Here is a 13,057-nt window from a genome sequence, read left to right on the forward strand (position 1 = left end):
GGACAATCTATGAAAACCTTATCGATTGATATTGAGACCTACAGCGATGTGCCGCTTCCGAAAACCGGCGTGTATCGATACTGCGAGTCTCCTGATTTTGAAATATTGCTCTTTGGCTATAGTGTCGACTCCGGCCCTGTTCAGGTGGTGGACCTTGCGTGTGGCGAGAAGATACCAGCGGAGATTATTGTTGCACTTGAAGATGAATCTGTCATCAAATGGGCCTTCAATGCATCCTTCGAACGTATCTGTCTTTCCCGGTTCCTAGGCTATCCAACTGGTGAATATCTTGATCCGGAAAGCTGGCGCTGCTCCATGATCTGGGCAGCAACCATGGGCTTACCGCTTTCCCTGGAAGGCGTCGGTACCGTGCTGGGACTGGAGAAGCAGAAACTCACAGAAGGCAAGGACCTCATCAAATATTTCTGCCAGCCCTGTGCTGCTACAAAATCCAATGGTGGCAGGACGAGAAATCGCCCTTTTCATGCGCCAGAGAAATGGGAAGCCTTCAAGCGCTATAACATCCGTGATGTGGAAACCGAAATGGGCATCCAGCATAAGCTTCGCAAATTCCCTGTACCTGAATCAGTCTGGGAGGAGTATCACATTGACCAGGAAATCAATGATCGTGGTGTCCGTTTGGATATGGAGCTTGTACAGCAGGCCATCGCAATGGATGCTCGCTCCCGTGAAGAGCTGACTGCTGCCATCAAGGACATCACGAAGCTGGAAAACCCGAACTCTGTGCTGCAGATGAAGCAGTGGCTCTCTGCCAATGGTGTAGAAACCGACAGCCTTGATAAAAAAGCGGTGGCCAAGCTCCTAAAGAACGCTCCTGACAAGCTTGCCTCTGTTCTCATTCTTCGTCAGCAGCTTGCCAAATCCTCAGTACGTAAATATCAGGCGATGGAAAAGACGGTTTGTGCCGATGGCCGAGCCCGTGGCATGTTTCAGTTTTATGGAGCCAATCGTACCGGTCGCTTTTCCGGTCGAAACATTCAATTACAAAATCTCCCTCAGAATCATCTACCAGACCTTGCTGATGCTCGCGCATTGGTACGCTCCGGAGACTTTGATGCAGTCTCTCTTTTGTATGAAGATGTGCCGGATGCCCTATCGCAGCTGATCCGAACTGCATTCATTCCACGTGAGGGCACACAGTTTCTGGTTGCAGACTTTTCCGCCATCGAAGCCCGCGTCATCGCCTGGTTTGCTGGGGAAGAATGGCGACAGAAGGTATTTGCTAAGGGTGGGGATATCTACTGTGCTTCTGCCAGCCAGATGTTCAAGGTCCCTGTGGAAAAACACGGCATCAATGGACATTTGCGTCAAAAGGGTAAAATCGCAGAGCTGGCGCTTGGCTATGGCGGCTCCATCGGTGCGCTGAAGGCGATGGGTGCTATCGATATGGGTCTAACTGAAGATGAACTTCCTACCCTTGTAGATGCCTGGCGTCAGTCAAACCCACACATTGTGCGATTCTGGTGGGCTGTAGATCATGCTGTCACAGAAGCCGTGAAATATAAGCACACGACAACCGGATACGGTCTTACCTTCTCCTGCCGCAGTGGCATGCTTTTTATCACGCTTCCTTCCGGCAGAAACCTGGCCTATGTGAAGCCGAAGCTCGGTACGAACAAGTTCGGCGGCACCTGCATCACCTATGAAGGCATCGGCCCAACCAAGAAATGGGAACGTCTTGATTCCTACGGACCAAAGTTTGTGGAAAATATTGTCCAGGCCACCTCCCGTGATATTCTCCTCTATGCCATGAGAACCCTCCGCAACTGCTCCATCGTTATGCATATCCATGATGAAGTAGTCATCGAAGCGGATCCCCGCATGTCCTTGGATGCCGTCTGTGAACAGATGGGCCGCACACCTTCATGGGCGAAGGGACTTCTCCTTCGTGCAGATGGCTATGCTACCCCTTTTTACAAAAAAGATTAAAAAGATCCGCTCAACTCAGGCGTTCATCTCCAGTGAAAACTAGAGGTGGACGCTTTCTTAGCATCTGCCTGAATACAGAAGAATGTCAGGAGGCTTAAAGCTATGTATGAAATCAAAGAAAACAGACGCAGATTGAAGGATGGAACAGAAATCTCTACCTACACCCGTGATGTTGTGAGCTGCAACATTCTTGAAGTGGAAGCTGGTACCACAGGCTATAGGGGTGGCGACACTGGTCACGGCGGACGCACCTATTTTCGCATCAAGGATGCGGCCTGCACCGATATGGATGTCCATGTTATGCGAGATCGCTTTGGTGATGCAGAAGGCTTCGAGGTCATGCTGGGTGGTGATTGTGAGCTTGAAACCATGATCCGCGCGCTCAAATTCATCACAAAGGTTCTAGAGGAAGAAGCTCAGGAGGTGTACGACTGATGTTTACCATTTACAGCGCGGACGTTACCGGCAATCCCGGTAACTGCTCCTACCCTCATAAACACATCATCCTGGATGAAGATAGCCTGAAGACCGCCGTCAGTCATGACTATGTGTGCGCAGAATATAAGAACAGCTATCGTAATGGCGACAACTTCATCGGCAGTGACTGTCTTCCAGTTGACTGTGATAATGATCATTCTGAGAATCCGGAAGACTGGATCACTCCAGAAGATGTCTTGCAGGCCTTTCCAGGTGTGACCTTCGCAGTCCATTACAGCCGCTTCAATAACAGAGTAAAAAACGGTAAGCCCGCAAGGCCCAAGTTTCACATTCTCTTTCCGATTGATTATGTGACAGACGCTGCCTTTTACAGCAACATGAAAAAGCTAGTCAATTCCATCTTTCCCTATTTCGATACGAAGGCCCTGGATGCAGCTCGCTTCTTCTTTGGCACTACTGCTGCGGAGGTTGCTTTATATCCGGGACGCATGAATCTAACTGAATATCTCAATGAGGATATTTTCGATGAGGATATGCCGGAAGGTCAATATGATGGCGCAACGATTCCCGAAGGCAGTCGTAATGCAACCATGTCTCGTTTTGCCGGAAAGGTCATCAAGAAATATGGTGACGGTGACACGGCTTATCAGGCATTTCTGGAAGAAGCAGATAAATGCGATCCGCCACTGGATGCCGCTGAACTTGCCACCATCTGGCACAGTGCCCAGCGCTTCTATGCACGTGTTCAGCAGCAGGAGGGCTATGTTGCACCGGAGCTCTACAACGATCCTTCCTGTTATAAACCAGAGGATTACTCCGATGTAGGGCAGGCCGAAGTATTGGCGAAGTACTTCTCAAACGAGCTCCGCTATTCTCCTGCTACCCACTTTATCCGCTACTCTGACCACTACTGGCAGGAATCAGAGCCGGGGGCTCAGGCCGTGGCTCATGAGCTTACCCGCAGACAGCTGAAGGAAGCAAATCGAGACCTCATGGAATCACTGGATAAGATGAAGAATTGCGGTGCCCAAAATATCCTCGACAGCACATCAAAGGCCAAGGCAGAACAGCTTATGAACGATCAGCAACTGGAGGTCTATCGTGAACTTTTGGCGGCCAAGGCTTATCAAACATTTGCCATCAAGCGCCGTGATTCAAAGAATGTGACTTCTACTTTGAAGGAATCCCATCCGATGCTGGAGATTTCTCCCCGTGACCTGGACGCAGACTGCTTTGCGCTCTGTACCCCAGAGGCAACCTTTGATCTTCGTCAGGGTATGTCCGGAGCCAGGGAGCATTCGCCGGAGGACTTTATCACCAAGATTACCAGCGTTTCACCAAACCAGAAAGGCATGCAGATTTGGCTGGACAGCTTAAATCTCATCTTCCAGCACAATCAGGAGCTCATCGATTACGTCCAGATGATCTGTGGGCTTGCTGCAATCGGTAAGGTTTACGTGGAGGCGCTGATCATCGCCTATGGTGATGGCCGCAACGGTAAGTCTACCTTCTGGAATGCCATCTCCCGCGTGCTGGGCCTTTACTCCGGGAACATTTCTGCGGATACCCTGACCGTAGGTTGTCGCAGAAACATCAAACCGGAAATGGCAGAGGTCAAGGGTAAGCGACTTCTCATTGCTGCCGAGATGCAGGAAGGTGCAAGGCTCAATGATTCTACCGTCAAGCAGCTCTGCTCTACCGATGATGTCTTTGCTGAGAAAAAGTACAAGGATCCTTTTTCCTTCAAGCCCTGCCACACACTGGTGCTGTATACCAACCACCTGCCTCGCGTCAGTGCCTCTGATGATGGTATCTGGAGGCGACTGATCGTTATTCCTTTTAATGCCAAGATCACCGGAAGCAGCGACGTCAAGAATTACAGTGAGTATCTCTATGACAATGCTGGCGGCGCGATCCTCTCCTGGATCATCGAAGGCAGCAAGAAGGTTATCGATGCTGACTACCACATCCCGGTTCCGGTCTGCGTGCAGAATGCCATCGATGATTACCGCAGCCAGAATGACTGGTTCGGGCATTTCTTAGAAGATAAGTGCATCATAGGTGATGCGTATAAAGAAAACTCCTCTAACCTATATCAGGCCTACCGCAATCACTGCATCGATTGCAATGAGTATGTACGCTCCACAGCGGACTTCTACTTTGCTATGGAAAATGCCGGATACGAGCGTGTCACCTTGAGTCGAAAGCGCTATTTTAAGGGACTACGCCTGCGGACTGAGGACGATTTTGATGAGGAATTTTTAGACTGATTGAACCTAACGACAATGTGTATCAATGTCTCTGTATAAACTTTTCTATAGGCTATAAAAAATCATATATAGAAAAGTTATGTAAATACCATTGATACACCTTGCACATCAGAAAATTATTCACTGATTGGAGAATGACAATGTTAGAAAAACAGATAGAAAACAAGTTAACCCGGATGGTAAAGCAGCATGGAGGCATCGCTGTAAAATTCGTGTCTCCGAGCTTTGCGGGAATGCCGGACCGTCTCGTCTTATTACCTGATGGGATCATCGCCTTCGTAGAGCTGAAGGCTCCTGGGAAAAAGCCTCGCCCGCTTCAGTTAGCCAGACACAGGCTGCTACGTTCACTTGGCTTTCAGGTCTATATGATTGATGGCGTGGAACAGATTGGAGGAATGCTTCATGAACTTCTCACCCCATAATTATCAGTCCTATGCCATCAACTATATCGAAACGCATCCTATCGCTGCAGTTCTCCTCGATATGGGTCTTGGCAAAACGGTCATTTCCCTGACTGCCATCGCAGACCTGCTGTTTGACAGCTTTGAGGCACATCGTATCCTGGTGGTCGCTCCTCTTCGAGTAGCCCGTGATACCTGGCCTGCGGAAATTGCAAAATGGGAGCACCTGCAGCATCTGACCTACGCCGTCTGCGTGGGGACACCGAAGGAACGACACATGGCGCTTTTGTCCGGAGCCGACATCACCATCATTAACCGTGAGAACCTTGGCTGGCTGATTGATTCCAGTGGCTTTGACTTTGATTACGATATGGTCATCATTGATGAGCTCTCTTCCTTCAAGAATCACAAGTCCAAGCGATTTCAAGCTCTGATGAAGGTCAGACCTAAAGTAAAACGAATCATCGGTCTTACCGGCACACCTTCTTCCAATGGTCTTATGGATCTGTGGGCCGAATTCAAGCTTCTGGATTTTGGAGAACGTTTAGGACGCTTCATCACCCACTACCGTAACAACTACTTTATCCCGGACAAGCGAAATGGCGAAATCATCTACTCCTACAAACCAATGCCTTATGCGGAGGATGCCATCTACCGGAGAATATCGGATATTACGATTTCCATGAAATCTACCGATCACCTGCAGATGCCGGAGTTAATCACATCGCAATACGAAGTGCAGCTGTCTGAGGAAGAAACTCAGCGATACGAGGAACTCAAGGCAGACTTTATATTGGAGCTCCCAGAAGGAGAGATCACTGCTGCCAACGCGGCTTCTCTTACCGGTAAACTCTCCCAGCTGGCCAACGGTGCCATTTATGATGATGCCGGTAATATCATCGAGTTCCATGATCGGAAGCTGGATGCCTTAGAGGATCTTATCGAAGCCGCCAATGGCAAACCGCTCCTGGTAGCTTACTGGTTCAAGCACGACCTGCAGCGAATCAAGAAGCGCTTTAATGTCCGTGAGATAAAATCCAGCAAGGATATCACTGATTGGAACAATGGCGATATTCCTGTTGCTGTCATTCATCCTGCATCCGCCGGTCATGGACTCAACCTGCAGGCTGGCGGTTCTACCCTTATCTGGTTTGGGCTGACCTGGTCACTGGAATTATATCAGCAGACCAACGCTCGTCTCTGGAGACAGGGACAGACCTCCGGAACCGTGGTGATAGAACATATCATTACCAAAGGCACTATTGATGAACGTATCTTAAAGGCGCTGTCCCTGAAGGAAGTCACACAAAACGCATTAATTGATGCGGTAAAAGCAAATCTATGACAATCTACGACAACATAGGTCAATCCGAGGGAATTTCATTATTCGGAGGTACGCTATGAATGCAAAAGAATATTTATCCCAGGCCCGTAACCTGGATCAGCGCATTATCACAAAAAACCAGATGATTGACTCCTTAAACGATCTGGCTACCCGCTGCACCGCTACTTATTCGGATATGCCTAAGAGCCCAAACCGTGGTAACTCCCGTCTGGAGGAATGTGTCATGAAGATCATCGACCTGGAGGAACAGATTACAGAAGATATGGAAAAGCTGGTGAATTTGAAGAAAGAAATCACTCATGCAATCCAGTCCGTTTCCAATCCTGAATATCAGGATCTTCTGGCAAAGCGCTACATCTGCTGTGAATCCTGGGAAAAGATCGCCGTGGATATGAACTACGAGCTTCGCTATATTCACAAGCTCCACAGCCGTGCGCTGCAGGAAATAAAAATTCCTGAGCCAACCGAAGATGGGCACGAAAAGACATAGAATGACACCATCAACTTCTGATAGTATTAGACTAGCAAAAAAGATAATCACAGAAGCCTTGTAGGATCTACTTCCTGCAGGGCTTTTCTTATGCCGCAAGGAGGTGAAACTGATGCCGAGAAAACCGAAGCGTCCCTGTTCTTATCCAGGCTGTCCTAATCTCACGGACGGTCGCTTCTGTGAGGAGCATGCCAAGGAGGAAGCCAGACGCTACGAACATTATGATAGAGACCCAGCCACCAAGCGTCGCTACGGTCGTGCATGGAAACGCATCCGTGACAGCTATGCCGCTGCTCATCCGCTTTGTGAAGAGTGCCTTGCGAAGGGTGTTTATACACCAACCGAGGAGATTCATCACATGCTTCCGCTCTCTCAGGGCGGAACCCATGACCGTGAGAACCTGAAAGCCTTGTGCAAGGCCTGCCATGCACGCATTCATGCAGAACGCGGTGACCGCTGGCACAACGCATAAAGCGGATGCATTTTCTTTGTGCATCACTCCCCCAGGGGCGGTCTGAATCTCTACGGCGCAGCTGCCGTGGAACGGGCGTGGGGTCTCACGCACAAAAACGCGTTTTCAAACGGGGTAATAGGCCCCGGACAAGGAGGTGAATCATTTTGGCTAAGGACGGAACCAACCGTGGCGGCGCTCGTATCGGTGCCGGAGCCAAGAAAAAGCCCTTAGCTGACAAAATCACTGAGGGTAATCCGGGCAAGCGAAAGCTGACTGTCATCGAGTTTGAAGATCAAGCTGCAGATTTAGAAGGTCAGCAAATGCCCAAACCATCCAAGCTCTTATCCGCCACACAGAAAGACGGCAAGCCACTGGTGGCTGAAGAAGTATATAAGGCAACCTGGGAATGGCTGGCAGAGCGCAGGTGTGCATCGCTTGTTTCTCCCCAGCTTCTGGAACGCTATGCCATGAGTGTTGCCAGGTGGATTCAGTGTGAGGAAGCAATCACAGACTACGGTTTTCTCGCCAAGCACCCTACAACGGGAAATGCCATGCAATCTCCCTACGTAGCCATGAGCCAGAATTTTATGAGCCAGACAAACCGGCTCTGGATGGAAATCTATCAAATCGTAAAAGAAAATTGCGCGACGGAGTACAAGGGCGAAACGCCTATGGATGATGCGATGGAGCGCCTGCTCCGTGCAAGGAAAGGAAACTGATATGGACTATCGTGAATTTATGAATCTACTGAAAAGCTATCGCAAGCAGCTGAGCTTTCAGCAGTTCAGCACACTTCGTGGTCAAGCTAAGGCCGGTGATATTGATGCCGCCTACAAGGGCCTACAGAAAATACTCAGGAGGAACGCACCATGCTAATTGAAAAGAAAAATGTCACTGAGCTACTTCCTGCTGATTACAATCCTCGTAAGGATTTAAGGCCTGGCGATCCAGAATATGAAAAGTTGAAACGCTCCATCGAGCAGTTCGGATATGTGGAACCCGTCATCTGGAATTCCACTACCGGTCGCGTGATTGGCGGGCATCAGCGCTTAAAGGTTCTCCAGGACATGGGTATGACGGAAGTTGACTGCGTCGTTGTAGAGCTTGATGAGGAACACGAAAAGGCACTGAATGTTGCGCTCAATAAAATCAGCGGCGAATGGGACAACGACAAATTAGCACTGTTAATCGCCGACCTGCAAGGTGCTGACTTCGATGTCTCTCTCACCGGTTTTGAGCCTGCTGAGCTTGACGACCTGTTTAAGGAGGATGTGAAGGATGGCATCAAGGAAGATGATTTTGACGTCGATGCTGAGCTTGCAAAGCCTACCATAACTAAGTCCGGTGACCTCTGGTGCCTTGGTCCGCACAGACTTCTCTGTGGCGACAGCACAAAGGCTGAAAGCTATGAGCTTTTGATGGCTGGCAAGAAGGCAAATCTGGTGGTCACGGATCCGCCTTACAATGTAAACTATGAAGGCTCCGCTGGTAAGATCCAGAATGACAATATGGATAATGACTCCTTCTATCAGTTCTTGCTGGATGCCTTCACCAATATGGAAGCAGTCATGGCCGATGACGCATCCATCTATGTGTTCCATGCAGATACAGAAGGCCTGAATTTTAGAAAAGCTTTCTCTGATGCAGGCTTCTATCTTTCCGGCTGTTGTATCTGGAAGAAGCCCTCCCTGGTGCTGGGCCGTTCACCATATCAATGGCAGCATGAGCCTTGCCTCTTTGGCTGGAAGAAAAATGGCAAGCATCAATGGTACTCCGGTCGCAAGGAAACCACGATCTGGGAATTTGAAAAGCCTAAGAAAAATGCAGATCATCCGACTATGAAGCCGGTGGCATTGATTGCCTACCCGATCATGAATTCAAGTCTTACAAACTGCATCGTGCTTGATCCCTTCGGAGGCTCCGGCAGCACGCTGATTGCCTGCGAACAGACCGGTCGCATCTGCCACACAGTTGAATTAGACGAGAAATACGCAGACGTCATCGTGAAGCGCTACATCGAACAGGTAGGCTCTTCCGATGGCGTTTCTGTTATCCGTGATGGTCTGACTTACCAATACGATGAAGTCGCTATCTCCGAAGAATCCCTGCAGGCATAATACACACGATTTGCTGCAACACTCCAGCGGATCTTTGGTACATATATTCGCTCTGAATCGCTTGATAATATGTGCCTTCAGAGTGATATATGTACTACCAAAACAAAGGAGGATTCCACTATGGAGATCAGATTTAACGTAACAGGAAGCGCCAGAAAAGAGCTGGTAGGGATTATTTCACAGGTAACCGGATGCAAGCAATTTTATAAAGGAATGCCAAGTGCCGCCTACGAAGTTGCAGACATTACCATCAGCAAGGATGGCACCGTAAGCTACGACGAGCGAACAGAGGAAAACACCATCAAGGCAATCCTTGAACAGACTGCTACTGCAGGTTTTACCGCAGAGTTAGATGAAGCACCGGCCACTGAGATACCAGAAGCACCCGCCACAACAGAAGCAAGCATTTCAGCGGCTGCAAAGGACATCGGCCTGGTGATTTCCTTCCCGGCTGACAAGGTCAACCTAGAAAATCTGCGAAAGCTTCTGGAGAGCAAATCAGACCTCATCAAGAAGGCCCTGGAGGTTGAAGCCTTCCCGATTGAGGAACACGATGATCAGGTCAGCTTCCCTTGGTGGCCTAGCATGCCGGACTTCGATGCCATCACCGCCTACACTGCTTTCCTTTCTGCCCTCTGCAAGATGAGTAAGGAGCAGAAGCGTATCACAGCTAAGGCAAAGCCGATAGATAATGAAAAATACGCCTTCCGCTGCTTTCTTCTTCGCCTCGGCTTCATCGGAGACGAATACAAGCAAAGCCGCAGGATCCTCTGCCGATACCTTTGCGGCAACAGCTCCTACGCAGGAGGTGAAGGCCATGTTATTCGCTAACAGAGCGCAGGTTGAACGCCTGCGCCTCCGCTATCCCATCGTAACCAGAGTGGAGCTTGTAGAGATGGACGATGCTCAGGCACCGCCCATTGGCACCCAGGGAACGGTAACCGGTGTGGATGATACCGGCAGCCTCCTGGTGGACTGGGATAATGGCTCCGGACTGAATGTAATCTATGGTATTGACCGAGTGAAAAAGCTGTAATATACACAGTTTTCTCCTCCATATAGCAGCCGATCTTTGGTACATATATTGTCCGTAATCAGCTTGCTATTATGTGCCTTCAGAGTGATATATGTACTACCAAAAGAAAACAAGGAGGCACACACCATGATGAACATTTTTGAAGAAGCTTACAGAGGAATCCAGGAAGCAAAAAAGGCTTACGCCACAGCAACTAACACGGCTGAGCAGGATGCAGCAAGAGCCATTTACAAGCAGGCAACCGCAAAGCTTGATGGCTTAAGCAACACAGAGCAGCGTATCTGGAGCGCTTATGAAACCGCCAAGGACTGTGGCAACGAGTACATCGACCTGAACGACACCATCCGCGATGACGAAGTCGAAGGCCTGGTGGCCTGCATGAAGAAATACGGCATTGAAGCCTTCACCTTCTCTTCCACCTGGAGCAGCGCAGTTGAAACCGCATGGCTTTTCCAAAAAGCCGGATGCACCTTGGCGGGCCTGATTGAGATCAACAGCCAGCACAAAGCCTTCATGAGCGATGAGTATGAAAAGGCACACGGATACCTTTTCAAGCTGAACTAAGGAGGGCAAAACCATGTGGGCAGAAGGAAGCATCAAGATTGAAAACAGCATTTTTCATTACTGGGTGAAGCATTATGAAGAGCCGAGCGAGGACTACGGCATTGACGGCGGTAGGATTTCAAAGCTCATGCTGAAGAGAAACGGTGAGATCGCCTACAACTACGACAGAGGCCAGGACATCGAGCCGGTCGACGAAGAAACCAAAATGGCACTTGCCATTCTGATGAAGGAATACAACTAAGAACATTCCCGAAGGACCACCCTCAAGGGTGTGTTCCTCGTTATACGATATTTATTGATGATGGTCGTGCCAATACGGTAACGACTTATTTTTATGCCCGGAGGTGAAGCATGTGCGTAAATTAAAGAAATATAAACCGACCAAATTCAAAGCAAAGGACTCTCATTATGATGTGGATGCTGCGGATTATGCTGTGAGCTTTATCGAATGTCTTTGCCACACCAAGGGCACCTGGGCCGGTAAGCCCTTCGAGCTGATTGACTGGCAAGAGCAGATCATCCGTGATCTCTTCGGCACACTGAAACCAAATGGATACCGCCAGTTCAATACTGCCTATGTGGAAATTCCTAAAAAGATGGGGAAATCTGAGCTTGCAGCTGCCGTGGCCCTGCTTCTTACCTGCGGTGATGGTGAGGAGCGTGCTGAGGTTTACGGCTGTGCCGCTGACCGTCAACAGGCAACCATTGTTTTTGATGTTGCTGCAGATATGGTACGTATGTGTCCGGCGCTCAATAAGCGTGTGAAGATTCTTGCCTCTCAGAAGCGTATCATCTACACACCAACCAACAGCTTCTATCAGGTACTATCCGCAGAGGCCTACTCCAAGCACGGCTTCAATATTCACGGCGTTGTATTTGATGAGTTGCATACCCAGCCAAATCGTAAGCTCTTTGATGTTATGACAAAAGGCTCCGGAGATGCCAGAATGCAGCCACTGTATTTTCTCATCACCACTGCTGGAACAGACACCAACAGCATCTGTTATGAAACCCATCAGAAAGCCAAGGACATCCTGGAAGGCAGGAAGATTGATCCTACCTTCTATCCAGTGATTTATGGTGCAGACGAATCTGATGATTGGACGGATCCGAAGGTCTGGAAGAAAGCAAATCCCTCTCTCGGCATTACAGTCGGCATTGATAAGGTGAAGGCCGCCTGTGAGTCAGCCAAGCAAAATCCTGGAGAAGAGAACTCCTTCCGACAGCTTCGTTTAAATCAATGGGTGAAGCAGGCGGTCCGCTGGATGCCGATGGAGAAATGGGATGCCTGCTCCTATGCAGTCTACCCGGATGAGCTAGAAGGCCGTGTCTGCTATGGTGGTCTGGACCTCTCTTCCACTACGGATATCACCGCCTTTGTGCTGGTATTTCCCCCCCAGGATGAGGATGACAAATACGCCATTCTCCCATACTTTTGGGTGCCTGAAGATACGCTGGAGCTGCGAGTTCGCCGTGATCACGTGCCATACGATGTCTGGGAGAGACAGGGCTTCCTGCAAACCACGGAGGGTAACGTCGTCCACTACGGCTACATCGAAAAATTCATCGAGCGCCTGGGTGAGAAATACAACATCCGAGAGATTGCCTTCGACCGCTGGGGAGCCGTCCAAATGGTACAAAACCTGGAGAGCATGGGCTTTACGGTGGTTCCCTTCGGCCAGGGCTTTAAGGATATGAGCCCTCCTACCAAGGAACTCATGAAGCTAACTCTGGAGGAACGTCTGGCGCATGGCGGTCATCCAGTGCTTCGCTGGATGATGGATAACATCTATATACGTACAGACCCGGCCGGGAATATTAAGGCCGACAAAGAAAAATCTACAGAAAAGATTGATGGTGCGATTGCCACCATCATGGGACTGGACCGCGCGATTCGCTGCGGCAATGACACCGGTGCTTCTGTCTACGATGACAGAGGCATTTTGTTTATCTGAGGAAAACGATGATCACTCTACTATTGCTTGGGCTGAT

At 49.4% G+C, this 13,057-nt stretch carries 15 protein-coding genes; all 15 read left to right on the top strand.

Translation table 11 applies throughout. From position 1 onward, the window contains the following. The first annotated feature begins 9 nt into the window (after positions 1-9). Entirely contained in the window at positions 10-1,950 is a 1,941-nt protein-coding gene (locus tag C7U56_RS10645; RefSeq protein ID WP_107001191.1) for a DNA polymerase, read from the top strand. Between the two features lie 102 nt (positions 1,951-2,052). Next, positions 2,053-2,385: a hypothetical protein gene (locus C7U56_RS10650; RefSeq protein ID WP_107001192.1), complete on the top strand. Its 333-nt coding sequence runs from the start codon at positions 2,053-2,055 to the stop codon at positions 2,383-2,385. Further along, entirely contained in the window at positions 2,385-4,658 is a 2,274-nt protein-coding gene (locus C7U56_RS10655) for a phage/plasmid primase, P4 family (protein WP_107001193.1), read from the top strand. The genes C7U56_RS10650 and C7U56_RS10655 overlap by 1 nt, the downstream gene beginning before the upstream one ends. Positions 4,659-4,798: 140 nt before the next feature. Further along, positions 4,799-5,080 (top strand): VRR-NUC domain-containing protein, encoded by a 282-nt coding sequence (locus C7U56_RS10660; RefSeq protein WP_107001194.1) that lies wholly within the window; start codon positions 4,799-4,801, stop codon positions 5,078-5,080. Beyond that, positions 5,061-6,404: a DEAD/DEAH box helicase gene (locus tag C7U56_RS10665; protein ID WP_107001195.1), complete on the top strand. Its 1,344-nt coding sequence runs from the start codon at positions 5,061-5,063 to the stop codon at positions 6,402-6,404. The genes C7U56_RS10660 and C7U56_RS10665 overlap by 20 nt, the downstream gene beginning before the upstream one ends. Before the next feature lie 55 nt (positions 6,405-6,459). Continuing rightward, positions 6,460-6,894: a hypothetical protein gene (locus tag C7U56_RS10670; RefSeq protein WP_107001196.1), complete on the top strand. Its 435-nt coding sequence runs from the start codon at positions 6,460-6,462 to the stop codon at positions 6,892-6,894. Positions 6,895-7,006: 112 nt separating this feature from the next. Next, entirely contained in the window at positions 7,007-7,366 is a 360-nt protein-coding gene (locus C7U56_RS10675) for an HNH endonuclease (protein ID WP_107001197.1), read from the top strand. Positions 7,367-7,512: 146 nt separating this feature from the next. Further along, positions 7,513-8,067: a P27 family phage terminase small subunit gene (locus C7U56_RS10680; protein WP_107001198.1), complete on the top strand. Its 555-nt coding sequence runs from the start codon at positions 7,513-7,515 to the stop codon at positions 8,065-8,067. 1 nt (position 8,068) lies between these two features. Next, a complete protein-coding gene (locus C7U56_RS15690) occupies positions 8,069-8,224 on the top strand; it encodes a hypothetical protein (RefSeq protein WP_181357227.1) in 156 nt (51 codons plus the stop codon). Beyond that, positions 8,218-9,465, top strand: coding sequence for a site-specific DNA-methyltransferase (locus tag C7U56_RS10685; RefSeq protein WP_107001199.1), 1,248 nt, complete (start codon positions 8,218-8,220; stop codon positions 9,463-9,465). Before C7U56_RS15690 ends, C7U56_RS10685 begins: the two co-directional genes overlap by 7 nt. A 120-nt stretch (positions 9,466-9,585) precedes the next feature. Beyond that, positions 9,586-10,296, top strand: coding sequence for a virulence protein (locus tag C7U56_RS10690; RefSeq protein WP_107001200.1), 711 nt, complete (start codon positions 9,586-9,588; stop codon positions 10,294-10,296). Next, complete coding sequence (locus C7U56_RS10695; RefSeq protein WP_107001201.1) at positions 10,283-10,501, top strand: DUF4314 domain-containing protein; 219 nt, start codon at positions 10,283-10,285, stop codon at positions 10,499-10,501. Before C7U56_RS10690 ends, C7U56_RS10695 begins: the two co-directional genes overlap by 14 nt. 126 nt (positions 10,502-10,627) lie before the next feature. After that, positions 10,628-11,065 (top strand): DUF7698 family protein, encoded by a 438-nt coding sequence (locus C7U56_RS10700; RefSeq protein WP_207655662.1) that lies wholly within the window; start codon positions 10,628-10,630, stop codon positions 11,063-11,065. A 13-nt stretch (positions 11,066-11,078) separates the two neighbouring features. Then, complete coding sequence (locus C7U56_RS10705; protein ID WP_107001202.1) at positions 11,079-11,306, top strand: DUF7678 domain-containing protein; 228 nt, start codon at positions 11,079-11,081, stop codon at positions 11,304-11,306. 112 nt (positions 11,307-11,418) lie between these two features. Beyond that, complete coding sequence (locus C7U56_RS10710) at positions 11,419-13,020, top strand: terminase large subunit (protein WP_107001203.1); 1,602 nt, start codon at positions 11,419-11,421, stop codon at positions 13,018-13,020. The last annotated feature ends 37 nt before the right edge of the window (positions 13,021-13,057 follow it).

Source organism: Clostridium fessum (genome assembly GCF_003024715.1).
GTDB lineage: Bacteria > Bacillota > Clostridia > Lachnospirales > Lachnospiraceae > Otoolea > Otoolea fessa.